The sequence below is a fragment of the Arthrobacter sp. Leaf69 genome, assembly GCF_001422645.1.
Lineage (GTDB): Bacteria > Actinomycetota > Actinomycetes > Actinomycetales > Micrococcaceae > Arthrobacter.
The window spans coordinates 171,685-196,826 of the sequence record NZ_LMLR01000012.1; the positions used below are offsets into that span (position 1 = coordinate 171,685).

The window sequence follows — 25,142 nt, forward strand, 5'->3', positions numbered from 1 at the left end:
CTCTATTTCCTGCACGGCGATGGTGTGCATATTCTCGTTCCAATCGTTGTCCGGGGACAGCACTGCCGCGGCGGCGTGGCCCAGAATCGCTGCGCTTTCGGATTTTCGCACCCGGGATCCCGGGTGCGGCGGTCCGAAAGCGCAGCGAAAGTCCGGATGTCAGGCGCCGAGCAGCGCGTTGATGGGGCCTCGGGCGAAATAGACCAGGAATCCGGCCGTCACCACCCACATGAGCGGATGGATTTTCTTGGCCTTCCCGGACGCTGCCCCGATGATGACCCATGAGATGAAGCCGACGCCGATGCCGTTGGCGATCGAGTAGCTCAGCGGCATCGTGACGATGGTCAGGAACGCCGGCAGGGCCACCGCGAACTTGGTGAACTTGATCTCGCGGATCTGGGCCATCATCATGGCGCCCACCACCACCAGGGCGGCGGCGGCTACTTCCAGCGGAACCACGCTGGTGAGCGGCGTAAGGAACATGGAGCCCAAGAACAGGACACCGGTGACCACGGAGGCCAGCCCGGTCCGGGCGCCCTCGCCAATGCCCGCGGCGGAATCGATGTAGACGGTGTTGGAGGATCCCGAGGTGGCTCCGCCGGCAACCGCGCCGACGCCTTCGACGATGAAGGCCGACTTGAGCCGCGGGAACGTGCCGTCCTTGTGGGCGACACCGGCGCTCTTGGCGAGTCCGGTCATGGTGCCCATGGCATCGAAGAAGTTGGTGAAGACCAGCGTGAAGACCAGCATGGTGGCGGCAAGCCCGCCGATCCGGCCGAATGCACCGAACAGGTCGAACTGTCCCACCAGGCCCAGGTCCGGCGCCGACACCAGCTGGCCGGAGAGCACCGGGGTGTTCAAGTGCCATCCGCCTGGGTTTGTGTCGCTGCCGGGGCCGATGCGCAGGACCGCCTCGACGAGAGCTGCGAGCAACGTGGTGGCGACGATCCCGATCAGCAGTCCGCCCTGAACCTTGCGGGCGACGAGGATGCCCATGACGAGGAGTCCGACGATGAAGACGAGGGTGGGAACTGAGCTGATGGAACCGTTGTCGCCCAGTTGCACCGGGGGCCCGGCTGTCGTCGCCCGGACGAAGCCCGAGTCGACGAAGCCGATGAACGCGATAAACAGGCCGATGCCGACGGTGATGGCTGCCTTCAGTTCCTTAGGGACGGCCCGGAAGATGGCCGTCCGGGCGCCGGTGACGCCGAAGAGCACGATCAGGATGCCGTTGATGACCACCAGGCCCATGGCTTCGGGCCACGTGACCTCGTTGATCACCGAGACTGCGAGGAAGGAGTTGATGCCCAGTCCCGCGGCCAGGCCAAACGGCAGATTGGCTACCAGCCCGAACAGAATGGTCATCACGCCGGCGGTGAGTCCGGTGACCGCGCCGACCTGCGCGGCCGACAGCCAGCCGCCGGCCACGTCGGTGGGGGCGTTGCCGGCGCTGAAGCCGCCCAGAATCAGCGGATTCAGGATCACGATGTAGGCCATGGTGAAGAACGTGACCAGGCCGCCGCGGAACTCGCGGGCGAGTGTCGAACCGCGCTCGGTGATGTGGAAGAAGCGGTCCAGGAAAGCGTTGGACGCCGGCGGCCGGGTGTTGCGGTCCTGCCGCTTGGCGTGGGCTGCGGCGTTGGGGGCCGGCGTCGTTGCCGGCTGCGGGCCTTCGTGGGACTGATCGAGGATTGTCATCTCAGCCTCCGGCCCTAGTAGTCAATCCGGGAACCGAGCGTGTTCCAGGTGTGGAACGGTTCCAGCACTGCAGGGGCCTGGGGATCGCCCAGATCCAGCTTGGACACCGGCATCAGGACATCCCGGTTGTCGTTCTCGAAGTACTCGTAGAAGACGGCATCATCGAAGCCGACCGAGGCGGCGTCGTGCCGGTCCGCCGCGAAGACGACGCGCTCCACCCGCGCCCACAGCGCGGAGGCGAGGCACATGGGGCAGGGCTCGCAGCTCGTGTAGAGGGTGGCCCCCCGCAGGTCGAACGTGCCGAGTTCGCTGCACGCCCGGCGGATGGCCGTGACTTCGGCATGGGCGGTGGGATCGTTGGTGGCGGTGACGCGGTTGACGCCGTCGAACGCTTGACCGCTCGCGGTGACGATGACGGCGCCGAACGGCCCGCCGCTGTTCAGGACGTTGGCCGTGGCCAGCTGGATGGATCTGGCCAGAAAATGTTCGGCCGTGACGGTGCTGCTCATGATGCGACTCCCTTTGCCGGGAAGCCGGGTATACCGAGGTGAGACGGAAGGACCAGATGCGACGGTTACCAGACTTCAGCGTGTGCTTTTGAGGGTTAGGTTGCGCCTGGTAGATAGCTTCCCCGGGGTCCGGGGGCCCGCCTTTGGCAAGATCGAGATTAGCACCGGAAAGTGAGCTGCGCCATAGATTTCTGGAAACTTAATTTCGGGATGTGAAATTTATGTTTCCGGATTCTCACTCCGCCCGACCATTGACGGATGGGCCGCGGTCACCCTAGCCTATTGAAACCCGGCCACGATGCCGGGCACCCTGGATCAGCAGACAGGGCATCACTGAGCTGGCATTCCCTTCCCACGCTCAGACAGGAAACCATGATGCCCACACCGTCCCCGCAATCCCGGCTCTGGATCAAGAATCCCCGCGGCGCCTTCACCGCCAACAGCCTCGACGCCTCCGGCGGAGTGGTGGTCAGCGGCGGCGTCATCACGGAGGTGCTCGCCGCCGGCCAGCTGCCCTCCGCCCCCTGCAGCGAGGTGTTCGACGCCGGCAATCACGTCCTGCTGCCCGGCCTCATCAACACGCATCACCACTTTTACCAGACGCTCACCCGGGCGTGGGGGCCGGTGGCCAACGCGCCACTCTTCCCCTGGCTGCAGAACCTTTACCCGGTGTGGGCGCGCCTCACGCCCCGGGATTTGGAGCTGGCCACGACCGTGGCGCTCGCCGAGCTGCTCCTGTCCGGCTGCACCACCGCGGCGGACCACCACTACCTCTTTCCGGACGGCATGGAGGACGCCATCGACATCGAGGTTCGGGCGGTGAGCCGGCTCGGCATGCGGGCCACGCTCACACGGGGATCCATGAGCCTCGGGGAGGACGACGGCGGCCTGCCGCCGCAGTCCACCGTGCAGTCACCGGACGTGATCCTGGCCGACAGCGAACGGCTCATCGGCGAGTACCACCAGCGAGGGGACGGCGCCACGATCCAGATTGCGCTGGCCCCGTGCTCGCCGTTTTCCGTCACCCGGGAGATCATGGCGGAAAGCGCCGCCCTGGCGGAGCGGCACGATGTCCGGCTGCACACCCACCTCGCTGAGACCCTGGACGAGGAGGAGTTCTGCCGGGAGATGTTCGGCCTGCGGACCGTGGACTACCTCGACAGTGTGGGCTGGCTGACCGGCCGGACATGGCTGGGTCACGGCATCCACTTCACCGACGGCGAGATCGCAGCGCTGGGGGCCGCCGGCACCGCCGTCGCGCACTGCCCCACGTCCAACATGCGTCTGGCCTCCGGAACCGCGAGGGTGCTGGAACTGGAGGACGCCGGGGTGCCCGTGGGGCTGGGTGTGGACGGCTCGGCGTCGAACGATGCCTCCAACATGATCCTGGAGGCGCGGCAGGCGCTGTACCTGCAGCGGCTGCGCTACGGCGCGCAGGTTCCGGTGGAACGGGCGCTGGGCTGGGCCACGAGGGGCTCCGCCGCAGTCCTGGGCCGGCCGGACCTGGGCCAAATAGCCCCCGGGATGCAGGCGGACCTGGCCCTCTTCACCCTGGACGAACTGCGCTTCTCCGGCAGTCACGACCCCGTCGCGGCCCTGCTGCTGTGCGCGGCCGACAGGGCGGACCGCGTTATGGTGGGCGGACAATGGCGCGTGGTGGACGGCCACATTCCGGGGCTGGACCTTGCCGGGCTCATTGCGGAGCACTCCGCCGCGGCGCGGAGACTGGTGAACGGCTGAACGATTTCCGGCCGCCTTCGCCGGTATGCCGCGGGTCTGGCTGCGGCATCCGATCGTTGCTAGCGTGTCGGAATGAGCCCATCGAAGGCCCCGGCCGAGATCCTCAACATCGCCGGCACTGAGGTTCGGATCTCGAGCCCGGACAAGGTGGTGTTCCCCGAACCCGGGCTGACGAAGCTGGACCTGGTGCGGTACTACCTCGCCGTGGCGGATGGTGCGCTGCGGGGCGCGGGCGGCCGGCCCATGGTGCTCAAGCGCTTCCCGAAGGGCATCGACGCTGAGCCGTTCTTCCAGAAGCGCGTGCCGGAAAACCATCCGGACTTCATCGACACGGCGACCCTGCACTACGCGTCGGGGACATCCGCCGAGGAGGCCGTCATCCGGGATGCCGCGGGCCTGGCGTGGGTGGTGAACCTCGGCTGCCTGGACCTCAACCCGCATCCGGTGCGCGCCGAGGACCTCGAGCACCCCGACGAGCTGCGTGTCGATCTGGATCCGATGCCGGGAGTCGGCTGGTCCCAGATCGTCGACGTTGCGTATGTCGCCCGCGACGTGCTCGGCGACGCGGGACTCGTGGGGTGGCCGAAGACCAGCGGGTCGCGCGGACTCCACATCCTGGTGCGCATCTCGCCGCAGTGGTCATACCGCGACGTGCGGCTTGCCGCCGAGACCCTGGCCCGCGAGGTCGAAAACCGCGCGCCCGGCCTCGCCACCGCGCGGTGGTGGAAGGAGGAGCGCGGCGAGAGTGTGTTCGTCGACTTTAACCAGAACGCAAAAGACCGCACCGTGGCCTCGGCGTACTCGATCCGGCCTCTGCCCGACGCCCGGGTCTCGACGCCGCTCGTATGGGACGAGGTCCGCTCCGCGCGGCCGGAACTGTTCACGGTGCGCACAGTGCCCCGGCGCTTCGCGGACGGGGGCGACCCACACGCCGGCATCGACGGTGCGGCGGGCTCACTCGACAAACTCCTCGCGTTGGCGTCCGAGCTCGGCCCCGCCGAAAAGCCCCCGCGCGGCGGGGACGGCTCCGGCCGCCGGCAGTCGGTGATGCCGCTCATCGAAGTGGCCCGCACCAGGACCAAGCCCGAGGCGCTCGCGGCGCTGGATGAGTGGAAGACCCGGCATGCGGACATCGTCCCGGCGCTGCACCCCGCCGACGTGCTGGTCGACGGAATGCGCGGATCGAGCTCGCTCTGGTACAGGGTGCGGGTGAACCTGCAGCATGTCCCCGAGGCGGAGCGTCCGCCGCAGGAGGAGCTCATTGCCGACTACGACCCCTGGGCGGGCAAGGAGTGGCCGGGGCGCCGGGGGTCCTGACACGGGGCGCTCGTTGAGGCGCGCCCCTCCAGTACGACAGAACCCCTGCGGGGGTTAGCGGCCGAACAGCGGCAGCGCGCGCAGCCAGCGGGAGAATCCCCTGCCGGCGCGGTCGCAGTCGGCCGGGATGTAAAAGTCGGGATCCGTGGCGCCGAACGGCAGGTACAGCTCCTGGCCGGGCGCCGGAAAGTCAGCGACGTTGTTTTGATCCTGCTGGTCCATCTGTTCCTCCTCATTCTTGCCATTATTCCGTATTGTTTCCGCATTTCGGAAACTATTTATTGTCCTATGGAAACTGTAAGACGCGGGCCCGCGCCCGTCAACACCCTCCGCGCCCGCCGCAGACCCCGCCCGGTCACAATCGGAAAGTTGGGATTGTGATGTACACCACCGCCGGCCTGGGCTAACCTTGAAGGTAATTCGTGGCCCAGGTCACGTAACCTGGGAGCAGCAGGCAGGGTTGTAATGAGCTGGCGTCAACTGACGTCGGCTCTTTTTTGTGGGCCGGCGGTGAAAGAAACGAACGCGAAACGCGTACGAAATTTCTATGTGGGAGTTTGATTCCACATACCGGAAGTTGGGAACCACACCATGAACAACAAGATCGTCCTCGGACAGAACCAGTACGGTAAGGCCGAAGTCCGCGTCGTCAAGATCACCCGCGACACTGAACGCCACGAGATCGAAGACCTCAACGTCACCTCGCAGCTCCGCGGCGACTTCGCGGCGGCCCACCTGGAAGGCGACAACAGCCACGTGGTGGCCACGGACACGCAGAAGAACACCATCTACGCCTTCGCCCGGGAGGGCATCGGCTCCCCGGAAGCCTTCCTCCTCCGGCTCGGCGACCACTTCACGTCCAGCTTCGACTGGGTGACCGGCGGCCGCTGGGAGGCCGAGGCGTACAGCTGGGACCGCATCCAGGCCCACGGCGCGGCCCACGACCACTCCTTCGTGCGCAACGGCCAGGAAGTCCGGACCGCAGTGCTGGTCCGCGACGGCGCCGACCGGCACCTCATCTCGGGGCTCAAGGACCTGACGGTCCTCAAGTCCACGCAGTCAGGCTTCGTCGGCTACCCGCGGGACAAGTACACCACCCTGCCTGAGACCACCGATCGGATCCTCGCCACGGACGTCTCCGCACGCTGGCGCTACAACGCCGGCACCGATTTCAGCGCCCTCGATTTCAACAAGAACTACGACGACGTCAAGGCCCTCCTGCTGGAGGGTTTCACCGAAAAGTACTCCCACGCCCTGCAGCAGACCCTGTTCGATATGGGCACCAAGGTCCTCGAGGCACACAGCGAGATCGACGAAATCAAGTTCTCGATGCCCAACAAGCACCACTTCCTGGTGGACCTCTCGCCGTTTGGCCTCGACAACCCCAACGAGGTCTTCTTCGCCGCCGACCGCCCGTACGGCCTCATCGAGGCCACGGTCCAGCGCGAAGAGGCAGCACCGGCCGACGCCGCTTGGTCCGGCATCGCCGGATTCTGCTAGGCACCCCCGCCCGTTCACAACGCCGCGGCCTGTTCCAGGGCCAGCCCCAGCGCCGGCCCCGGAACAGGCCGCCAGTACCCCACCAAGCCACATCTGTTAGCCAGACACTGTTAGCCAGACAAAGACGTCTGCCATGAACCAAGAAAGTCTGCCATGAACATGAAAAAGAAGCCGTCCGCGGTCAAGTCCCGCTCCGGCCGCACACAGTCCGACCGGCCCGAAGACGAACGCCTCCCGATCGGCAGCACCTTCGCCTACGGCCTCCAGCACGTCCTGACGATGTACGGCGGCATCATCGCACCCCCGCTCATCATTGGCGCGGCGGCCGGAATGCCCTCCGAGGAAATCGGCCTGCTGATCGCAGCCTGCCTCTTTGTGGGCGGCCTCGCCACCATTCTCCAGACCATCGGCATCCCGTTCTTCGGCTCCCGGCTTCCGCTGGTCCAGGGCGTCTCGTTCGCGGGCGTCTCCACCATGGTGGCGATCGTGGATGAGGGCGGCGGGATCCAGTCCGTGTTCGGTTCGGTGATTGCCGCGTCGCTGATCGGCCTGCTCATCACACCGCTGTTCTCCAAGATCATCCGCTTCTTCCCGCCGGTGGTCACGGGAACGGTCATTACCGTCATCGGGCTGACCCTGATGCCGGTGGCCGCGAACTGGGCCATGGGCGGCAACAAGGCCGCGCCCAACTACGGTTCCGTGGCCAACATCGGGCTGGCGGCGGCCACCATGGCCATCGTGCTGCTGCTGAGCAAGGTGGGAAGCGCCACCATCTCGCGGCTTTCCATTCTCCTGGCCATGGTGCTGGGCACGGTCATCGCCTTTATTGCCGGCATGACGGACTTCTCCAAGGTGGCGCAGGGCCCCATCGTGGCGTTCCCCACCCCGTTCGCCTTCGGGCCGCCCACGTTCCACGTCGCGGCGATCATCTCGATGCTGATCGTCATCCTGGTGACCCTCACGGAGACGTCCGCGGACATCATTGCCGTGGGTGAAATCGTGGGCACCAAGGTGGACTCCAAGCGCATCGGCGACGGCCTGCGGGCCGACATGCTCTCCAGCGCCATCTCGCCGCTGTTCAACTCCTTCACCCAGAGCGCCTTCGCCCAGAACGTGGGGCTCGTCGCCATCACGGGTGTCAAGAGCCGCTTCGTGGTCAGCGCCGGCGGCGCCATCCTGGTGATCCTGGGCCTCCTCCCGGTCCTGGGCCGGGTGGTAGCCGCGGTGCCGACACCGGTACTGGGCGGTGCCGGCGTCGTACTCTTCGGCACGGTGGCCGCCAGCGGCATCCGGACGCTGGCGAAGGTGGAGTACAAGAACAACATGAACCTGGTCATCGTGGCCGCGTCGATCGGCTTCGGGATGATCCCGATCGCCGCCCCGACCTTCTACGATCAGTTCCCGTCGTGGTTCGCCACCATCTTCCACTCCGGCATCAGCTCTGCGGCCGTGATGGCCATCCTGCTGAACCTGCTCTTCAACCACCTCAAGGCGGGCAACTCGGAAAACCAGTCCGTGTTCGTGGCGGGGACCGGACGAATCGTGAAGGAACAGGACCTCAAAGGCCTGGCCGACGGCGACCGCTTCGAGGGCGGCAAGCTGATCGACTGCGACGGCAAGGAAGTCCCCGTGGAGTCGGCGTCGAAATCCGAGCACTGACGGCCGGCGGCACCACCGTTATGAATGCAGCGGCCCCTTTCCCGAAAGGAAAAGGGGCCGCTGCGCGGCCGCGCGGGCCGCAGTTTGAATGCCGGGGCTCAGGCCTTGTTGAGGTCCTGCGAGATCGCCAGGGCGGCCTCGCGCAGCAGCGGCACGGCCCTTGCGGCGAACGACTCGTCCACCCGGGACACAGGGCCGGAGACGGAAATCGCGGCCGGGGTGGGCGCATTGGGGATGGCGATCGCGAAGCAGCGGACGCCGAGCTCCTGCTCCTCCTCGTCGATGGAGTAGCCGCGGTCCCGGATCAGCTTCAGGTCCGCAAACAGGGATTCGACGTCGCCGATGCTCTTCGGCGTGGGGGTGGGCATGCCCTTGCGGGTGACGATGCCGCGCACCGTCTCGTCGTCCAGCTGGGCCAGGATGGCCTTGCCCATGCCGGTGGCGTGCATAAAGCCGCGGCGGCCCACCTCGGTGATCATCCGCATGGAGTGCAGCGACGGGACCTGGGCCACGTACATGACCATGTCCGAGTCCAGCACCGCCATGTTGGCGGTTTCCCCGAGCCGCTCCACCAGCGACTGGAGCTCCGGCCGGGCCAGCGCGCCCAGCTGCTTGTTCGCGGCCTCACCCAGGCGGATCAGGCGCGGGCCCAGCGCATAGCGGCGGTTCGGCAGCTGCCGGATGTAGCCGAGGGTGACCAGCGTGCGGAGCAGCCGGTGGATGGTGGGCAGCGGCAGGTCGGTGGAGGAAGACAGTTCACTGAGGGTGACGTCGCCGCCGGCATCAGTGATCAGTTCCAGAAGTTCGAAAACGCGTTCAACGGACTGCACGCCTCCGGGGGCTTTTTCCGCCATGGCTTGGGTCTCCTGAGAGTTCGCTTGCGACAACTTTTATCCGCATCGTGAAAAAAGTGCTTAGTAGACCCAAGATACAGCACCGCCTGCCCGCCGTCGACGCCGCGTCAGAGTCACATTCGGGGCTTGTATTTCCACAAAGTAGATAATAATATCCATAATACGAAATAAGTGATTGCAGAGAGCGCCCGTCCGCGGGCCGACTAGGAGGAAATTCAATGGCGAATCCGAGCCCCGGAAATTCGATCACCCTGCGCGTGGAGGCACCGTCCAGCTTCACCGCCACGTCCGAGCTGGCCGCCGCCGTCGGAGCCGCCGGCGCCGCGATCACCGCCCTGGACGTCACCGAATCCCACCACGAGACACTGGTGGTCGACGTCACCTGCAACACCACGGACGACGACCACGCGGCCCGCGTCAAGGACGCGCTCAACGCGCTCGACGGCGTCACCGTCCGCAACGTCTCCGACCGCACCTTCCTGATGCACCTCGGCGGCAAGCTGGAGGTTGTCCCAAAGGTCGCGCTGCGGAACCGCGACGACCTCTCCCGCGCCTACACCCCCGGGGTGGCGCGCGTCTGCCTGGCCATCGCGGAAAACCCCGAGGCCGCCCGGAACCTGACCATCAAACGCAACACGATCGCCGTAGTGACCGACGGGTCCGCCGTCCTGGGCCTCGGCAACATCGGCCCGGCCGCGGCACTGCCCGTCATGGAAGGCAAGGCGGCACTGTTTAAGCAGTTCGCCAACGTCGACGCCTGGCCGGTCTGCCTGGACACCCAGGACACCGAGGAGATCATCAGCATCGTCAAGGCCCTCGCCCCGGTCTACGGCGGCGTCAACCTCGAGGACATCGCCGCGCCGCGCTGCTTCGAGATCGAAAACCGGCTCCGCGAGGAACTCGACATCCCGGTCTTCCACGACGACCAGCACGGCACCGCCATCGTCACGCTCGCGGCCCTCGCCAACGCCCTGCGCGTGGTGGACAAGAAGCTCCCCGAAGTCCGGATTGTGGTGTCGGGCGTCGGCGCGGCCGGCTCGGCCATCATCCAGCTGCTCAAGGCGCAGGGCGCGCGCAACATCATTGCCGCCGGGCGCTCGGGAGCGATCCACTTCGGCGAACAGTACGACGACGAGCACCGCACTTGGATCGCCGAGAACACCAACGAACAGGGTTTCTCCGGCACCCTGCACGAGGCCCTCAGGGGAGCCGACGTCTTCATCGGCGTCAGCGCACCGCACGTGATCGGCGAAGAGCAGGTGGCTTCCATGGCCAAGGACGCTATTGTGTTCGCCATGGCCAACCCCACGCCGGAAATCGACCCCGTGGTCGCGTCACGGCACGCCGCCGTGGTGGCCACCGGCCGCAGCGACTTCCCCAACCAGATCAACAACGTTCTGGCGTTCCCCGGATTCTTCCGCGGCCTGCTGGACGCCGGGGCGTCGGACATCACCCCCCAGATGCTCGTGGCCGCCGCCGAGGCAATCGCGAACCGGGTGGCTGACGACGAGCTGAACGCCAGCTACATCATTCCCAGCGTCTTCGACCCCCACGTGGCCTCCGATGTCGCCGCCGCTGTTGCCGCCGCCGCCCACGCGGCGGCCCCGGCCGCTGCCCTCTCCCACGCCTGATCCGCCGCCTAACCAAGCGCCTGATTCACCGCCTGACTCACCGAACAGGAAGGACCACAATGGCTCTCACAATCTCAGCCCACCGCCCCGTAGACCGCTCGGAGGAGATCCTCACCCCGGAGGCGCTGGCCTTCATCGAGGAACTGCACCAGCGGTTCGCCGCCACCCGCGGGGAGCTCCTCAAGGCCCGTGCGGTCAAGCGGGAGGAAGTGGCGCGCACCGGCCGGCTCGACTTCCTGCCGGAGACACGGGACATCCGCGAGGGAGACTGGGCCGTCGCCCCGGCCCCCGCTGCCCTCCAGGACCGCCGGGTGGAAATGACGGGACCGGCCGCACCGGCGAAAATGGCGATCAACGCCCTCAACTCCGGGGCAAAGGTCTGGCTCGCCGACCTCGAGGACGCCAGCACCCCCACCTGGTCCAACGTGATCGAATCGATCCTGAACCTCCGCGACGCCGCGGCGGGCACCCTGGCCTACACCTCCCCTGAAGGCAAGGAATACACGCTCCGCACCGACGCCCCGCTGGCCGTCGTCGTGGCCCGCCCGCGAGGCTGGCACATGAGCGAGCGCCATCTGCTGATCGGCGGCGAACACACCGTGGGCGCCCTGGTGGACTTCGGCCTGCACTTCTTCCACACCGCCAAGCGGCTGCTGGACAACGGCCAGGGCCCGTACTACTACCTGCCCAAGATGGAGAGCCATCTCGAGGCCCGTCTCTGGAACGAGATCTTCGTCTTCGCCCAGGACTACCTCGGCATCCCGCAGGGCACCATCCGCGCCACGGTCCTGATCGAGACCATCCCCGCGGCGTTCGAGATGGACGAGATCCTCTACGAACTCCGCGACCACGCCTCCGGACTGAACGCCGGGCGCTGGGATTACCTGTTCAGCATCATCAAGTACTTCCGCGACGCCGGCCCGCGGTTCGTGCTGCCGGACCGCGCCACCGTGGCCATGACCGCGCCGTTTATGCGCGCCTACACCGAGCTGCTGGTCAAGACCTGCCACCTCCGCGGCGCCTTCGCCATGGGCGGCATGGCGGCCGTCATCCCCAACCGCCGCGAACCCGAGGTGACGGCCCAGGCCTTCGAGAAGGTGCGCGCGGACAAGACCCGTGAGGCAAACGACGGCTTTGACGGCTCCTGGGTGGCCCACCCGGACCTGGTGCCGGTCTGCCGGGACGTCTTCGACGCGGTCCTGGGCGACCGGCCGAACCAGCTGGACAAGCAGCGCCCGGAAGTCTCCGTCACCGCGGACCAGCTCCTGGACGTCGCCTCCGCCGACGGCACGGTCACCGAGGCCGGCCTGCGCCTGAACCTCTACGTCGCCATCGCCTACACCGCGGTGTGGATCTCGGGCAACGGCGCCGTCGCCATCCACAACCTGATGGAGGACGCCGCGACGGCGGAGATCTCCCGCTCGCAGGTCTGGCAGCAGATCCGCAACCAGGTGGTCCTCGCCGACACCGGCCGGACCGTGACCCGCGAGCTGGTGACCGGGATCCTGGCCGAAGAAACGGAGAAGCTCCGCGGCGAGGTGGGCGAGGACGCGTTCGCGAAGCACTACCTGCCCGCCAGCAAGCTCATCGGCGATATCTGCCTCTCCGAGGACTACACGGACTTCCTCACCACCCCGGCCTACGAATTGGTGGGCTGAGCCATGGCTGCATCGCCCTCCGGGGCGCTCTCCGCGGCGGACCTGGGCAGGATCGATGCCCAGCTGGCGGCGACGGATGAGCTACTGGAACGTAACTACCCGGGCGACGACGGCACCCGCCAGCCGGTGCACACCGTCTATGTCCCGGCCGACCGCTTCACTCCGGGGTTCGCCGCCGGCTGGGGCGCCCAGGCGCTGGCTGCCGCCGACGCCCACGGCGGACTGGAACAGCTCTGCACCCTGCTCGGCCAGGATCCCGCACTGGCCGGCGCCGTCGCCCCCCGCGTGGCCGCGAAGCTCGGCAGCGAGCCGATCGAGGACCTCCGGCTGGATTTCGAGGACGGCTACGGGGACCGGGGTGACGACGCCGAGGACGCGGACGCCGTCACTGCCGCGGCCTCCGTGGCCGCCGCGGTGGCCGACGGCAGTGCCCCGCCGTTCATCGGGATCCGGTTCAAGTGCTTCGAGGCGCCCACCCGGGCCCGCGGGCTGCGCACCCTGGACCTGTTCGTCTCCGGCCTGGCCGCCGCCGGCGAGCTCCCGGAGGGGCTGGTCCTCACCCTGCCGAAGGTCACCACCGTGGCCCAGGTGCAGGCGATGGACTACGCCGTGTCCCGGCTGGAGGAGGTCCACTCGCTGCCCGCCGGACGCCTGCGCTTTGAGGTCCAGGTGGAAACGCCGCAGCTGATCCTGGGCCCGGACGGCACCTCCCCGGTGGCACAGCTGCCGCACGCCGTTCCCGGCCGGATCAGCGCCCTGCACTACGGCACCTACGACTACTCTGCGTCCCTGCAGATCTCCGCGGAATACCAGTCCATGGAGCACCCGGTGGCGGACTACGCCAAGGAAGTGATGCAGCTGGCCGTGGCCGGCACCGGCATCCGGCTCTCCGACGGGTCCACCAACGTCATCCCCGTCGGCGACGGGGTGCAGGACGCCTGGCGGCTCCACGGCCGCCTGGTCCGCCGCTCGCTGGAACGCGGCTACTACCAGGGCTGGGACCTCCACCCCGCCCAGCTGCCGAGCCGCTTCGCCGCCACCTACGCGTTCTACCGGCAGGGTCTTCCCGCCGCCGCCGCGCGGCTCCGCAACTATGTGGAGCGCACCGATGGCGGCGTGATGGACGAACCCGCCACGGCCAGGGCCCTCGCGGCCTTCGTGCTGCGCGGCATCCAGTGCGGTGCCGCCGGCGCGGAGGAAGTCCTGGAACTGAGCGGCCTCGCACTGCCCCGGCTGACCGCCCTGGCGCACCCCCGGCTGGCCCAGCCGGCCGCCGCCCACAACCACTGACCCCATTTACACAGGAGTGACCCAATGAGCACCTACTTTTCCCCCGAAGGCGGCCTGCCGCCGCAGACCCAGCTCCTCACCGACCGCGCCGTCGTCAAAGAGGCCTACACCGTGATCCCCAAGGGGGTGCTGCGCGACATCGTCACCAGCAACCTCCCCGGCTGGACCAAAACCCGCGCCTGGATCATCGCCCGCCCCATCGCCGGGTTCGCCACCACCTTCTCGCAGCTGATCGTGGAGGTGGCGCCGGGCGGCGGCAGCGACAAGCCCGAGGCGGAGGCCGGCGTCGAAGGCGTCATCTTCCTCACCAAGGGCGAACTGACACTGACCCTCGACGGCGAGATCCACCACCTGGAGTCCGGCGGCTACGCCTACCTCGCCGCCGGCTCGGACTGGAAGGTCTCCAACGATTCCGCCGGGGACGCCGCCAGCTTCCAGTGGATCCGCAAGGCCTACGAGCCGCTGGACGGCTTCACCGCGAAGTCCTTCGTGACCCGCGACCAGGACGTCGAACCGCGGCCTATGCCGGACACCAACGGCGCCTGGGCGACCACCCGTTTCGTGGATCCGGACGATCTGGCCCACGACATGCACGTCAACATCGTCACGTTCCAGCCGGGCGGCTCGATCCCGTTCGCCGAAACCCATGTGATGGAGCACGGACTCTTTGTCCTGGAGGGCAAAGCCGTCTACCGGCTCAACGACGACTGGGTGGAGGTCGAGGCCGGCGACTTTATGTGGCTCCGCGCTTTCTGCCCGCAGGCCTGCTACGCCGGCGGACCGGGCCCGTTCCGCTACCTGCTCTACAAGGACGTCAACCGGCAGATCCGCCTCACCTAAACAAGTTCCCTGCGCTGTTCCCGCCCGGCCGGACACCCGTCACTGCCCCACCCCGGGAGCGCGGCCCGGGGCGCTGCCGGATGCCATATGGCGTTCGACGGCGCCCCGCGGCACGTCGGCTGCCTCCCCCAACACAGTGGCCCCTTGCGCATCCTTGTGCCCCCTTGTGCGCCCGGCGATGCTTGCTAGCCTGAGGCTGTGAAGTACGAGTCCCTGTGGATCGGAATGCTCCTTGGCGCGGCCCTTGGCCTCGTCATTGGAGTGGTCACTGCCGACAAACCGTTCACCGGTCTGCTGATCGGGCTGGGGGTCGGGGCGCTGGTAGGCCTGGCGGCCCGGAAAGACCCCACGAAGCGGTAGAGATATCCCGCGCCCCGCACTGCCGGGCCCCGGCCTCCCGCGCACTCCGCGCCTTGATTCCCCACGTCGCCCACCCCCTTGACTGACCTGCCTACCTTCCCTACACTTTTCATAAAGCAGAATTAAGATTCCACAAAGCGGAAAATATAAAGAAACCTGAATTGGAAGCGACAGACGGGCAACGACGCCCGGTATCCAGTTCCCGCCCTCACCGGAAAGAACCCGCCATGACGTACTCCGTGAACTGCTCCATCCTCTTGACCGAACTGCCCCTCCTCGAGCGGCCCGCCGCGGCGAAGGCCGCCGGCTTTGACGCCGTCGAGTTCTGGTGGCCCTTCGCCTCATCGGTGCCCGGCGATGCCGAACTGACCCGCTTTGAGCGGGCCATCACCGATGCCGGCGTCCAGCTCGCCGGGCTCAACTTCAACGCCGGCGACATGCCGGCCGGGGACCGGGGCCTGGTGTCCTGGAAGGGCCGTTGCGCCGAGTTCAAGGACAACATCGACGCCGTCGCCGGGATCGGCGGACGGCTCGGCTGCACGTCCTTCAACGCGCTCTACGGCAACCGGCAGGACGAGCACACCCCGGAGGCGCAGGACGAGCTGGCGGTCCAGAACCTCGCCGCCGCGGCCGCCGGCGTTGCCGGCATCGGCGGCACCGTGCTGCTGGAGCCGGTCAGCGGCGCCCCGCGCTACCCGCTCCTCACGGCCGACGACGCCCTGCAGGTCATCTCCCGGGTGAAGGCGGAAACCGGTGCGGAGAACATCAGGCTCCTCGCCGATTTCTACCACCTGTCGGTCAACGGCGACGACGTCCCCGCCGTCATTGAAAAGCACGCCAAGGACTTCGGCCACATCCAGATCGCCGACAACCCCGGCCGCGGGGCTCCCGGAACCGGTGAGCTTCCCCTCGGCGATTGGATCGCCCGCAGCCGCCAACTCGGCTACGAGGGCTACATCGGCCTCGAGTACAAGGAACCGGCGGAGACCGCCTTTGCCTGGGCCATCCGCCAGCGCGTGGCCCGCTAGTCCCCACCCGCACCCGCACCCGCCACGCAGCACACCCGCGCTAAAAAGACTTCAGAAAAGAGAACCATCATGAGCAACGTTGCAGTCATCGGACTCGGAATCATGGGCCTGCCCATGGCCATCAACCTGGTCAACGCCGGCCACACTGTCACCGGCTTCAACCGCAGCCAGGACAAAATCGACAAGCTCGTCTCCGAAGGCGGCCGGGGCGCCACGAGCATCGCCGACGCCGTCAAGGACGCCGACGTCGTCATCACCATGGTGCCGGACTCCCCCGACGTCGAGGGAGTCGTCAGCGGGCCCGACGGCGTCTTCGCCAACGTCAAGTCCGGAGCCCTGTGGATCGACGCCAGCAGCATCCGCCCGGACGTCGCCAAGCGCCTCGCCGAGGACGCCAAGGCCGCCGGGATCCGCGCTCTGGACGCTCCGGTGTCCGGCGGCGAGCAGGGCGCCATCGACGCCGCCCTGTCCATCATGGTGGGCGGCGACGCGGCAGATTTCGAGGCCGCCCAGGATGTCCTCAACGCGGTAGGCAAGACCATCGTCCACGTCGGCCCCGCAGGCTCCGGCCAGACCGTCAAGGCAGCCAACCAGCTGATCGTCGCCGTCAATATCGAGGTCCTGGCGGAGGCCATCGCCTTCCTTGAGGCCTACGGCGTGGACACGGACGCGGCCCTGAAGGTCCTGGGCGGCGGCCTGGCCGGTTCCAAGGTCCTGGACCAGAAGGGCCAGAAGATGCTGGACCGCAACTTCGACCCCGGCTTCCGCCTGGCCCTGCACCACAAGGACTTGGGCATCGTTACCTCGGCCGCCCGCGAAGCCAACGTCGCCGTCCCCCTCGGCGCCGTCGTCGCTCAGCTCGTTGCCGCCACCGTCAGCCAGGGCGACGGCGGACTCGACCACTCCGGACTCTTCAAGCAGGTCCTGCAGCTCTCCGGCCGGAAGTAGCGCAGGCCGCCACTAAGCGGCCCGCCGCCCGCCGGCTGCTGCCCAGTCGTCGCCGGGCGCAACCCAACCGGCCGTCCGGGGGCACTTCGACACGGACACGCCGGCCGCCGTCGTGGATTACGACGCCGGCTCCCCCAAAGTGCCCCGCGACCGTTCGCCGGGCCTCCCTTCAGCACACCCAAAATCAGACTTTCAAGGAGCACCCCATGACTAAGATGCGCACCGTAGATGCTGCCGTCGCCATCCTGGAAAAGGAGGGCGCCACCGAGGCGTTCGGCCTGCCAGGCGCGGCCATCAACCCGTTCTACTCCGCCATGCGGAACCACGGCGGGATCCGCCACACCCTGGCCCGCCACGTGGAAGGCGCCAGCCACATGGCTGACGGCTACAGCCGGTCCCAGGACGGCAACATCGGCATCTGCATCGGCACCTCCGGGCCAGCCGGCACGGACATGATCACCGGACTCTACGCCGCCTGGGCCGATTCCATCCCCATGCTGTGCATCACCGGGCAGGCCCCCGTGGCCAAACTGCACAAGGAAGACTTCCAGGCCGTGGACATCGAGTCCATCGCCAAGCCGGTCACCAAAATGGCCATGACCGTCCTGGAACCTGGGCAGGTCCCCGGCGCCTTCCAGAAGGCCTTCCAGCTGATGCGCTCCGGCCGCCCGGGACCGGTGTTGCTGGACCTGCCCATCGACGTCCAGCTGGCCGAGATCGAATTCGACATCGACGCTTACGAGCCCCTGGCCGTCGAAAAGCCGCGGGCCAGCCGCAAACAGCTGGAGAAGGCGCTGGACATGCTCACCGCCGCCCGGCACCCGCTGATCGTTGCCGGCGGCGGCGTCATCAACGCCGGCGCGTCCGCAGAGCTGGTGGAACTGGCCGAACTGCTGGGCGTGCCCGTCATCCCCACCCTGATGGGCTGGGGCGCCATCCCCGACGATCACCCGCTCATGGCCGGCATGGTGGGCCTGCAGACCTCGCATCGCTACGGCAACGAGACCATGCTGGCCTCCGACTTCGTCATCGGCATCGGGAACCGCTGGGCCAACCGCCACACCGGCGGACTGGACACCTACACGGCGGGCCGCACGTTCGTCCACATCGACATCGAGCCCACGCAGATCGGCCGCGTGTTCTCCCCGGACCTGGGCATCGCCTCCGACGCCGGCGCGGCGCTGGCGGGCCTGGTTGACCTCGCCCGCGAACGCCAGGCGGCAGGCACCCTGCCGGACTACTCCGGCTGGGCCGCCGAATGCGCCGGGCGCAAGGCCACGATGCACCGCAAGACCCACTTCGAGAACATTCCCATCAAGCCGCAGCGCGTGTACGAGGAGATGAACAAGGCCTTCGGCAAGGACACCACCTACGTCTCCACGATCGGCCTGTCCCAGATCGCAGGCGCGCAGATGCTGCACGTGTTCGGGCCCCGCCAGTGGATCAATGCGGGCCAGGCCGGCCCCCTGGGCTGGACCGCCCCGGCCGCGCTCGGCGTCGTGCGCGGAAAACCGGACCAGACCGTCGTCGCCCTCTCCGGCGACTACGATTTCCAGTTCATGATCGAAGAGCTGGCCGTGGGCGCCCAGTTCAACCTGCCGTACATCCACGTGGTGGTGAACAACTCCTACCTGGGCCTGATCCGCCAGTCCCAGCGCGGCTTCAACATGGAACAGAACGTGTCCCTGGCCTTCGAGAACATCAACTCCACCGGACTCTCCGCCACCGCGAGCGGCTACGGCGTGGACCACATCAAGGTGGCCGAGGGCCTGGGCTGCAAAGCCATCCGGGTGGAGGACCCCAACGACCTGGCGTCCGCGTTCGGCAAGGCCAAGGCCATCATGGGCGAGTTCCAGGTTCCCGTGGTGGTCGAGGTGATCCTGGAGAAGGTCACCAACATCTCCATGGGCGTGGAAATCAACGCCGTCAACGAGTTCGAGGCCCTGGCCGAGACCCGCGAGGACGCCCCCACCGCCATCCTGGCCCTGCAGGCCTAAGACATGCGCGTAGTCATAGCTCCGGACAAGTTCAAGGGGTCGCTGTCCGCCCCGGACGTCGCCCGGCACGTCGAGGCCGGGCTGCAGGCGGCGACGGGCTCCAACCTTGACGTCCTCCGGATTCCGGTGGCCGACGGCGGCGAAGGGACCCTCGACGCCGCCGTCGGCTCCGGTTTCACCCGCCGCAGCGCTGTGGTCAGCGGCCCCACCGGGCAGCGGATCCGGGCGGACTTCGCGGTCCGCGGCCGGGAAGCCGTCATCGAAATGGCCGCCGCGTCCGGACTTGCCGTCCTGCCCGGCAGCCCAGCCGGGACCGGCGAAGGGGGCTCGGGCGGCCGGGCGGATTCGGCCAGCGCCAAGAGCGCTACCAGCCTCGGCACCGGGGAACTGATCCGGGCAGCGCTCGACGCCGGGTGCCGGCAGATCATCCTCGGCGTCGGCGGCAGCGCCAACACCGACGGCGGCGCCGGCGTCCTGCAGGGACTCGGCGCCAGGCTCCTCGACGCCGACGGCGCCGACCTCCCGCCCGGCGGCGCGGCCCTCGCCCGGCTGGACCGGATCGATTTCTCCGGCTTCGATTCCCGGCTGGACGGTGCCCGCTTCGTCCTGGCCAGCGACGTGGACAACCCGCTGCTCGGCGCGGAAGGCGCCCCGGCGGTTTTCGGCCCGCAGAAGGGCGCCACGGCGGAGGACGTAGCAGTCCTCGACTCGGCCCTAACCCGCTTTGTGGACGCCCTCGCAGCCGAGATCGGACCCCGGGCGCTGAAGGCCGCGGCCGCTCCAGGCGCCGGTGCCGCCGGCGGGGTGGGCTACGCGGCGATCGCGGTACTGGCCGCGACCCGCCGGCCCGGCATCGACGTCGTACTGGAATTCACCGGGCTGGCCGACCGGCTGGCCGGCGCGGACCTGGTGATCACCGGCGAAGGCAGCCTGGATGAACAGAGCCTGCTCGGCAAAACGCCCCTGGGGGTTGCCCGGGCGGCCGCGCGGGCGGGCGTGCCGGTGGTGGCCGTCTGCGGCCGGACCACGCTGACGGCCGAGCAGCAGAAGGATTCCGGATTCCGGCAGGTCTACCCCCTGACCGCGCTGGAGGCCAAGGTAGAACTGTGTATAGCCGAAGCAGGACCCCTGCTTGAACAAGTGGGCAAGCAGATCGGCGCGGAACTGGCGGACCTGACCCGCGCCGGCACCGCGCCGGCGGAAAGTGCCCGCACGAAGGAGCCACTCAATGTCTGAAGAAAACTTTGACCTTGTCGTCCGTGGCCGGCGCATCCTCACGACGGCCGGTATCGCGGCCCGTGAGGTGGGTGTGCGCGGCGGCAGGATCGCCGCGATCGTGCCGCTTGGCAACGGGCTCTCCGGCACGGAAGTCATTGAACTCGCCGACGACGAAACCCTGATCCCGGGCCTGGTGGACACGCACGTCCACGTCAACGAGCCCGGCCGCACCGAGTGGGAGGGATTCGCGTCCGCCACCCGCGCCGCGGCAGCCGGAGGCGTCACCACCATCATCGACATGCCGCTGAATTCCATCCCGCCCACCACCACCGTGGAAGGACTCAAGCTCAAACGCGAGGTGGCCGAGGACCAGGCGTTCGTCGACGTCGGGTTCTGGGGCGGGGCCGTGCCAGGCAACAAGGCGGAGCTGCGCGGACTCCATGACGAGGGCGTGTTCGGTTTCAAGTGCTTCCTGCTGCACTCCGGCGTGGACGAGTTCCCGCACCTGGAAGCGGACGAGATGGAAGAGGACATGGCCGAGCTCAAGTCCTTCGACTCGCTCATGATCGTCCACGCCGAGGACTCCCATGCAATCGACCGCGCGCCCCACCCGGGCGGCGACCACTACGCCACGTTCCTGGCTTCTCGCCCCCGCGGCGCCGAGAACAAGGCCATCGCCGAGGTCATTGAACGGGCCCGCTGGACCGGCGCCCGCGCCCACATCCTGCACCTCTCGTCCTCCGACGCCCTGCCGATGATCGCCACGGCCAAGCGCGACGGCGTCCACCTCACCGTGGAGACCTGCCCGCACTACCTCACCCTCATGGCCGAGGAAATCCCCAACGGCGCCACCGCCTACAAGTGCTGCCCGCCCATCCGCGAGGCCGCCAACCGCGAGCTGCTGTGGAAGGGCCTGGAGGACGGGACCATCGACTGCATCGTCTCCGACCACTCGCCCAGCACCCTGGACCTCAAGGACCTGGAAAACGGCGACTTTGCCGTGGCCTGGGGCGGGGTCTCGTCGCTGCAGCTGGGCCTGTCCCTGATCTGGACGGAGGCCCGGCACCGCGGCATTCCCCTGGAGCAGGTCGTGTCCTGGATGGCCGAGAAGCCGGCCGCCCTGGCCCGGCTCTCCACCAAGGGCCAGCTGGCCCTCGGGTTCGACGCGGACTTCTCGGTCTTCGCGCCCGACGAGGCCTTCGTGGTGGACGTGTCCAAGCTCAAGCACAAGAACCCCATCACGCCCTACGACGGCAAGGCGCTCTCCGGTGTGGTCCGGAGGACATTCCTGCGCGGGCATGAGATCGACGGCCAGACCCCCGGTGGAAAGCTCATCCGCCGCGGCGGCGTCTGAGGCAGATGACCGTGGCAGTCCAAGTACATGCCCCGCGCGGCATATGCGCAGCGGCCCCGGCGAAGCCGACGCCCGTCACCCCGGCGCCTGTCCCGTCGGAGCGCGCCCAGGCGGGGCCGGCTCAGGCGGGTCCGGTTCAGGCGGGGCCGGTTCAGGCGGGCCCAGCCCTCAAGGCCCACGGCCTGGCGGTCTGGGTTGCGCCGGGCGGCGGACAGGACATTGATAAGGCCGTGATGGCCCGTGCCGCGGAACTGCTGCTGGCGCGCGCCCTGAAGATTGCCCCGGAGGCGGAAGTCCACGTCAGGCCCGCCGCCGGGGCTGCAACCTCCGCTGCTACCCCCCTCCCGCAGGGTGGACCGGCGGGAACACCCGGCAGCGGAACCCGGGCGCCGTCGTCGTCCGTTCCGGAGGACTCCCCGGAAGACTTCCCGGGAGATAGCGGCGCACCCCGGCTCCCGCCGTCGGCCGGTCCGGACACCCTGGTGTCCGTAGACCTTGCCGCCGGCGAGGTGCTGCTGGACGGCCGGCCGGTGGCCCTGACCGGTGTCGAGTTCAGGCTGCTGCGCCACCTCGTGGAGAACTGCTCGCGCACCGTCAGCCGGGAGGAACTGCGGATGTTCCTCGAATCGTTCGATTCCTCCGCGGCGGCCTCGCGGTCCATCGATGTGTACGTGGGGCGCGTGCGGCGCAAACTGCGGCGCGGGCGGCACGCGATCGCGACAGTCCGCGGCGGCGGCTACCAGTTTGTGCCCGGACCCCGGACCAAGGTGCGCGGGCCGGCGGAATACAGCATCTGAAACCGTGGTTGTGCATCAGCAAACCGCCTTTTCCCAGTCGACAGACCACACCAGACCCGAAGGATCCTTATGAGCCCCAACCTGACCACCAAGCTCCAGCCCGGAACCCCCGCCCCGGAGTTCACGCTCCCGGACGCCGCGGGCCAAAAGGTGTCCCTGGCCGATTACCGCGGCAAGAACGTCATCGTGTATTTCTACCCGCAGGCCGCCACCCCGGGCTGCACCACCGAGGCCTGCGATTTCCGCGACAGCCTGTCCTCCCTGCAGGGCTCCGGCTATGAAGTGCTGGGTGTCTCCCCCGACGGCCCCGAGGCCCTGGCCGAGTTCACGGGCGACTTCGCGCTGACGTTCCCGCTGCTCGCCGACGAGGACCACTCCGTGGCGCTGGCCTACGGCGCCTGGGGCGAGAAGCTGGTCAACGGCGAAGTCACCGAGGGCATCGTCCGGTCCACAGTGGTCCTGGATCCCGAGGGCAACGTCAAGCTGGCGCAGTACCAGGTCAAGGCGCAGGGCCACGTCGCCGCGCTGAAGGATGCCCTCGGCATCTGACGCCACGATGTCCGTTGCCCGGTCTCGGACAGGCGCCCCGATTTCGGACCGGCGCCCCGGGGATCCATGGCGCGGCGGTCCGATTTCGCCGCGCTTTTCCGACAGCGCCGCCCCGGGCCGAAGTCGCCGCGGGAAAGTTCTCCACATCCGCTGCACCGGCCGTTGCCCGGACCGTCTTGGCCGACCAGCATCTGTGGCATGGACGTACCGGAACTGATTCTCAGTAGCGACCTCTCACGGCTTGGCCAGGACGCTCGGGACCTGGCCCGGAAGGCGAAGTCCGGGCAGCTCCGCCGCATCCGGCAGGGCGTCTACGTCCGGGCGCAGGACTGGGAGACGCTGACGCCGTGGGACCGGTATCCGCTCCTCATCAGGGCGGCGGCCGCCACTTTGCAGAGCCGCACGGTCTTCTGCCGCCAGTCCTCCGGCGTGCTCTGAGACATGCCGGTGCTGGGCCTTCAACATCCAGTGCACGCATGCACCTCCGACGCCGGCGGCGGACGCTCGCGTGCCGGGGTCCGCCGGCATTTCGTCGATTTGGACTCGGCCCGGATCGAGGAGCGCCACGGCCTGCTGGTCTTGGACCGCGCGCGTACAGCCTTGGACCTGGCAGCCTTCGAATCATTTGAGCAGGGCGTCGCGGTATTCGACCACGTCCTCCGGCCGCAGCCGGGCACCCTTGCACCGCTCAGCAAAGCGGAACTCGACGCCGGCGTCGACGGTAATTACACGGCGGCTGCCGCCCGGCGGATCCGGGCCGCCCTGAGGTTTGCCGATCCCGCGTCCGGTTCCCCGGGCGAATCCGTCAGCCGTGCCATGATGCACCGGCTTGGCTTCCGGGTTCCCCTCCTTCAGGTCGAGATCCGGGACGGGCGCGGGCTGGTGGCCATCACAGACTTTGACTGGCCCGAGGAGCGGCTGTGCGGAGAATTCGACGGCCTCGTGAAATACCGGAATCCGGAGTACCTTCGCGGCCGGACGACGGCGCGGGCGCTCACCGACGAGAAGCGCCGGGAGGACCGGATCCGTGCCACGGGCCGGCGGGTGGTCCCCTGGACGTGGTCTGAGCTGTCCAGTCCCGCACGGTTTGCCGCTTTTTTCGGAGGCGGGCGTTCCGCGGGCGACACTCCCGTCCTGCCGTCGCTGATCCGGACACGCTTCCGGAAAACTGCTGCGGAATCAGACACACGCTCCCCGGATCCGCGCCGGGCCGGTCCGAAATCGCGGCGCGAGACGGAAAACGGCGCGGAAAACGGCGCAGCAGCAGCAGCAGCCTAAACCCGGGTCCCCGCCACAATGGTGGCCGTGGAGCGGAGGCGGAGGGCGCCGTCGTGCTCGTAGCGGCCCAGCAGCCGGAAGACGTCGGAGCGGATCAGTTCCCGGGCTTCCCTGTCGGCCCGGGCCAGGCCCACCGCCACGGTGGTCGCAATATCGGTCATGAACTCCCAATAGAGCTCCGGTGAGTCCTGGACCAGGTCCGTGCTGACCTTCCGCTCGCTGACGTCGACCAGGCCGGCGTCCCTGAACATCCGGGTCATAAAACCCTGCGCGGCGCAACGGAACAGGCCGGGCGTGCCCGCCGGAGGTACCGGCAGTTCGGTATGGCGGGCGATCGTGCCGAGGATCAGGCTGGCCCACGGGTTCTCGGCGGCGCGGCTCCAGACGGCGGCGCTGATCCGGGCGCCCGGTTTGGCCACGCGTACCATTTCGCCCACGGCGGTGGACATCCTGGGGAAGAACATCAGGCCGAAGCGGCAGAGGACCGCATCGAAAGATGCGTCGTCGAACGGCAGGGCGGCGGCGTCGCCGACGGCGGTCTCCACGTTGGCCAGACCGCGGGCCGCAGCCTTCTCCGCGGCCACCCGCAGCATCCCCTCGGAGATGTCCAGCAGGGCGACGCTTCCGCGGGGAACGAGGGCGGCGGCGGTCAGGCCCGGCTCTCCGGTTCCGGCCGCGACGTCGAGTACCGCCGAGTCCGGTCGGAGCCACGCCTCCTCGATGACGGCGTCGCCAAAGGATGCGTGCCAGTCCATCACTTCGGCGTCCCATTTCCGCCAGCCTGCGGAGAACTCGTCCCAGGTGCTGCGCTGCTGGTCCCTGATCTGCTCCGCTGAGGCTGACATGGCGCTCCTTGGCTGTTCCTTGCCCTCCCCCACCCCTTAGTGTGCTCCCCCGCCCCGGGCCGAGGCAATGGT

22 protein-coding genes and 1 pseudogene are annotated in these 25,142 nt (G+C 68.2%); 18 read left to right on the forward strand and 5 right to left on the reverse strand.

From position 1 onward, the window contains the following. Window positions 1-159: 159 nt before the first annotated feature. Window positions 160-1,698, reverse strand: coding sequence for an NCS2 family permease (locus tag ASE96_RS12125; RefSeq protein WP_056430524.1), 1,539 nt, complete (start codon window positions 1,696-1,698; stop codon window positions 160-162). A gap of 14 nt (window positions 1,699-1,712) precedes the next feature. Next, entirely contained in the window at window positions 1,713-2,207 is a 495-nt protein-coding gene (locus ASE96_RS12130; protein WP_056430527.1) for a nucleoside deaminase, read from the reverse strand. 375 nt (window positions 2,208-2,582) lie between these two features. On the opposite strand from ASE96_RS12130, the gene ASE96_RS12135 reads away from it, so the two are divergent. Both ASE96_RS12135 and ligD read left to right on the forward strand, forming a co-directional pair. Next, window positions 2,583-3,947: an 8-oxoguanine deaminase gene (locus ASE96_RS12135; protein ID WP_056430529.1), complete on the forward strand. Its 1,365-nt coding sequence runs from the start codon at window positions 2,583-2,585 to the stop codon at window positions 3,945-3,947. 72 nt (window positions 3,948-4,019) lie between these two features. Next, window positions 4,020-5,264 (forward strand): non-homologous end-joining DNA ligase, encoded by a 1,245-nt coding sequence (gene ligD / locus ASE96_RS12140; RefSeq protein WP_056430532.1) that lies wholly within the window; start codon window positions 4,020-4,022, stop codon window positions 5,262-5,264. Between the two features lie 54 nt (window positions 5,265-5,318). Here the strand turns inward: ligD and ASE96_RS19375 are convergent, their stop codons facing one another. Further along, window positions 5,319-5,486: a hypothetical protein gene (locus tag ASE96_RS19375; protein WP_200913045.1), complete on the reverse strand. Its 168-nt coding sequence runs from the start codon at window positions 5,484-5,486 to the stop codon at window positions 5,319-5,321. 369 nt (window positions 5,487-5,855) lie between these two features. On the opposite strand from ASE96_RS19375, the gene pucL reads away from it, so the two are divergent. Together pucL and ASE96_RS12150 are read left to right on the forward strand one after the other, a co-directional pair. Continuing rightward, entirely contained in the window at window positions 5,856-6,764 is a 909-nt protein-coding gene (gene pucL, locus ASE96_RS12145) for a factor-independent urate hydroxylase (protein WP_056430535.1), read from the forward strand. 153 nt (window positions 6,765-6,917) lie between these two features. Then, window positions 6,918-8,423 (forward strand): nucleobase:cation symporter-2 family protein, encoded by a 1,506-nt coding sequence (locus ASE96_RS12150; RefSeq protein ID WP_056430539.1) that lies wholly within the window; start codon window positions 6,918-6,920, stop codon window positions 8,421-8,423. Window positions 8,424-8,521: 98 nt separating this feature from the next. Here the strand turns inward: ASE96_RS12150 and ASE96_RS12155 are convergent, their stop codons facing one another. After that, complete coding sequence (locus ASE96_RS12155; protein ID WP_056430542.1) at window positions 8,522-9,277, reverse strand: IclR family transcriptional regulator; 756 nt, start codon at window positions 9,275-9,277, stop codon at window positions 8,522-8,524. A 218-nt stretch (window positions 9,278-9,495) separates the two neighbouring features. On the opposite strand from ASE96_RS12155, the gene ASE96_RS12160 reads away from it, so the two are divergent. The 14 genes and pseudogenes from ASE96_RS12160 (at window position 9,496) to ASE96_RS12220 (ending at window position 24,225) form a co-directional block, all read left to right on the forward strand. After that, window positions 9,496-10,908: an NAD-dependent malic enzyme gene (locus ASE96_RS12160; protein ID WP_056430544.1), complete on the forward strand. Its 1,413-nt coding sequence runs from the start codon at window positions 9,496-9,498 to the stop codon at window positions 10,906-10,908. A gap of 59 nt (window positions 10,909-10,967) precedes the next feature. Continuing rightward, window positions 10,968-12,566, forward strand: coding sequence for a malate synthase A (aceB, locus tag ASE96_RS12165; RefSeq protein ID WP_056430547.1), 1,599 nt, complete (start codon window positions 10,968-10,970; stop codon window positions 12,564-12,566). Between the two features lie 3 nt (window positions 12,567-12,569). After that, on the forward strand, window positions 12,570-13,856 hold the full coding sequence (locus ASE96_RS12170) for a DUF6986 family protein (RefSeq protein ID WP_056430550.1): 1,287 nt from the start codon (window positions 12,570-12,572) through the stop codon (window positions 13,854-13,856). Between the two features lie 24 nt (window positions 13,857-13,880). Beyond that, window positions 13,881-14,696, forward strand: a complete 816-nt coding sequence (locus ASE96_RS12175) for a bifunctional allantoicase/(S)-ureidoglycine aminohydrolase (protein ID WP_056430552.1) — start codon at window positions 13,881-13,883, stop codon at window positions 14,694-14,696. Window positions 14,697-14,894: 198 nt separating this feature from the next. Then, complete coding sequence (locus ASE96_RS19185) at window positions 14,895-15,056, forward strand: glycine zipper domain-containing protein (RefSeq protein WP_156367585.1); 162 nt, start codon at window positions 14,895-14,897, stop codon at window positions 15,054-15,056. Between the two features lie 227 nt (window positions 15,057-15,283). Further along, window positions 15,284-16,084 carry a hydroxypyruvate isomerase family protein gene (locus ASE96_RS12180; RefSeq protein WP_056430555.1) on the forward strand — a complete coding sequence of 267 codons (801 nt, stop codon included), beginning with the start codon at window positions 15,284-15,286 and terminating at the stop codon, window positions 16,082-16,084. A 45-nt stretch (window positions 16,085-16,129) separates the two neighbouring features. Continuing rightward, window positions 16,130-17,032: pseudogene (locus ASE96_RS12185) on the forward strand (2-hydroxy-3-oxopropionate reductase); the annotation flags it as partial. Between the two features lie 206 nt (window positions 17,033-17,238). Next, window positions 17,239-19,029 carry a glyoxylate carboligase gene (gcl, locus tag ASE96_RS12190; RefSeq protein ID WP_056430560.1) on the forward strand — a complete coding sequence of 597 codons (1,791 nt, stop codon included), beginning with the start codon at window positions 17,239-17,241 and terminating at the stop codon, window positions 19,027-19,029. 3 nt (window positions 19,030-19,032) lie between these two features. Beyond that, window positions 19,033-20,265 (forward strand): glycerate kinase, encoded by a 1,233-nt coding sequence (locus ASE96_RS12195; protein WP_056430562.1) that lies wholly within the window; start codon window positions 19,033-19,035, stop codon window positions 20,263-20,265. Beyond that, entirely contained in the window at window positions 20,258-21,601 is a 1,344-nt protein-coding gene (allB, locus tag ASE96_RS12200; RefSeq protein WP_056430565.1) for an allantoinase AllB, read from the forward strand. The genes ASE96_RS12195 and allB overlap by 8 nt, the downstream gene beginning before the upstream one ends. 11 nt (window positions 21,602-21,612) lie before the next feature. Next, window positions 21,613-22,398, forward strand: coding sequence for a winged helix-turn-helix domain-containing protein (locus ASE96_RS12205; protein ID WP_056431011.1), 786 nt, complete (start codon window positions 21,613-21,615; stop codon window positions 22,396-22,398). A 69-nt stretch (window positions 22,399-22,467) separates the two neighbouring features. Continuing rightward, window positions 22,468-22,947: a thioredoxin-dependent thiol peroxidase gene (gene bcp / locus ASE96_RS12210; protein ID WP_056430568.1), complete on the forward strand. Its 480-nt coding sequence runs from the start codon at window positions 22,468-22,470 to the stop codon at window positions 22,945-22,947. 198 nt (window positions 22,948-23,145) lie between these two features. Further along, entirely contained in the window at window positions 23,146-23,385 is a 240-nt protein-coding gene (locus ASE96_RS12215; RefSeq protein WP_056430571.1) for a type IV toxin-antitoxin system AbiEi family antitoxin domain-containing protein, read from the forward strand. A gap of 30 nt (window positions 23,386-23,415) precedes the next feature. Further along, window positions 23,416-24,225, forward strand: coding sequence for a hypothetical protein (locus ASE96_RS12220; protein ID WP_056430574.1), 810 nt, complete (start codon window positions 23,416-23,418; stop codon window positions 24,223-24,225). Here ASE96_RS12220 and ASE96_RS12225 read toward each other — a convergent pair. Then, window positions 24,222-25,070, reverse strand: coding sequence for a class I SAM-dependent methyltransferase (locus ASE96_RS12225; RefSeq protein WP_056430577.1), 849 nt, complete (start codon window positions 25,068-25,070; stop codon window positions 24,222-24,224). The two genes, ASE96_RS12220 and ASE96_RS12225, sit on opposite strands and share 4 nt — an antisense overlap. Window positions 25,071-25,142 lie beyond the last annotated feature (72 nt).